Annotated in this window: 2 protein-coding genes; both read right to left on the reverse strand. The window is 46.0% G+C overall.

The annotated features are described in order from the left end of the window. Positions 1 to 1,696 (reverse strand): hypothetical protein (locus tag KKA81_14200; protein ID MBU2652077.1); only part of this gene is annotated, 1,696 nt, incomplete at its 3' end. Positions 1,697 to 1,752: 56 nt separating this feature from the next. Further along, a partial coding sequence (locus KKA81_14205; GenBank protein MBU2652078.1) for a hypothetical protein occupies positions 1,753 to 2,032 on the reverse strand: 280 nt, incomplete at its 5' end.

A 2,032-nucleotide genomic window follows, 5' to 3' on the forward strand; every position in this document is an offset into this window, starting at 1 on the left:
GGGCCGAACATCCTGTTGTTTTCAATGGTTCCTCTGTGCCCACCAGTTGGCAGTTCAGGGCATATTCCAGTACCTCGTCTCTTTGTTCACGAAGGCCTTGTATGGTTATATTAACCTCATGATCAGGTACTATTCCAATTCTTTGGGTTGGGGTATGATCGGGATAAAAAGTGCCCAATCCTGTCATAAATGTTGAAATCTGACCGGGTAAAAACATTTCACTTACATTTCCATCGGCTCCGGCTGTCTGGCTTCCTATTTTAATGCAATTGGGGTGGGCGTCAAGTCCCATGCAGGTATATTCTGCCTGGCTCAATGTTTTTTCATTGAATAGAACGATGATACTACCCTGGTAAAGTTCCGCTTGAGGATATCCGATATATTCATCCTCCCATGAGATGGTACCCGGGTAGTCGGCATTTGGTTTGGTAAAACTGGCAATACAGAACGACTGAGGAAACAGGTAATTAACGATTGTCCATAAAGTTCCCTTTGGATAGCTTCGGATATCGAAGATGATCGCATCGGTTTCCCAGAGATCCTGGAACATATCACCAACCGATGACTGCTCAAGCCTCCCCATGTCCACATAGCCATAATTGCAACCTCCCGGCAGGAGGGTATCATACCAGATGGGTCCGTTATTGGCAATCAACGAGAAATATGCGTTGTAGGAGTATGATCTGGGTGTAGTCTCCAGCCGGGTGCCGCTCTCATCCTGGAGCAGAAGCTCGAAACTGCTGCTGGTTTGTCCTCTTACCACCGTATTGTTCAGGTTGTATTGCATCCTGGACTCATTGGATGCCACGATCAATGGTCGAAGGCTGTCTTTGAATTCTTCAATTGGTATTCCATTAATTTCCAGGATTATATCTCCCGGAAAAACGTTTGTAACAGTGCCGGATACGCGCGATACGACCATTTGGCCTTCAGCCTGTTCCGGGAAGAATTTCGGGAAATAGCTTCCAAGATACTGGTAGGCCAGCATGCTGTTTGTGTATCCATGGGTATCGTTGATAAAGTGTGCCAGCCTGAGTACTGCCACAGCATATTCTGTGCCCGTTGATGCCATATAAAACCAGGGGATCATTTCATTCAGCGTAATATCCCATTCCTGGTCCATAACATCGGTGTAAGGGAAAAAATATTCAATATTGTTCCAATATCTGAACAATGCCAGCATCCGTCGTTCTTTCGAAGGATAGGTTTCCTGCCGGTTATATGCAGTATCTGCAGAAAAATCGGGGTTGCCCACCATGCCCGTTTGCACGTAGCAGTTATCCTGTGGCCGGAACCTGGCTTTTATGGTATCCAGGATGGATCTGACCGGAGCATGGATGGCAGTATCATTGAACCATTGTGTATGCAGGTTGAAAAAGAGGCTGTCTGGGATCTGTGGGGGTGGGGTAGTTGGAATGGCCATTTCGCCAGGGACATTGACCATATTGAGCAGGATGTCGTTGAATGCCTGCCAGGATCCTGCGCTCTCAACCTGTGGTAAAGTATGAATCAGAACACTGTCCCATTTTATGCTGCAATCGGCCATGGCTGTATGGAAGTATTTCACATAACCCCAAACCTTACAGGTATAGTAAAACCGTTTTACCAGGATGCTGTCGACCTGGGGTTGGGAATAACCTTTCACTAACACAAAAAGCCAGGCGGTGATGATAAAAAAGAAAACTTTGGTTTTCATGATTCCGGTTTATGATTTTTTTCACAAAATAGCTAAAAATCACCGGAATATCAAGATCAATTAACGGTTGGCGGTTTTGATCTTTCCAAAAATGATTCTACATCCTCCCGGTTCATAATCTGCCCATGTCCGCCGACCACCAGTTCAATATTGTCGAGGCGTTTCCTGAGCCATTTTTGGGCAATGAGCCATTGCACGGTATCTTCAGGCTCGTACTGATTCAATGATGGCCTCCCTCCCGGGAAAAACAAGTCTCCGCTCATCAACATCCCGGATTCCGGGATGAAAATCAGAATATCGCTACCGGAATGAGCTTTCCCATACCATATCATCTCA

The organism is Bacteroidota bacterium, assembly GCA_018831055.1.
GTDB lineage: Bacteria > Bacteroidota > Bacteroidia > Bacteroidales > B18-G4 > M55B132.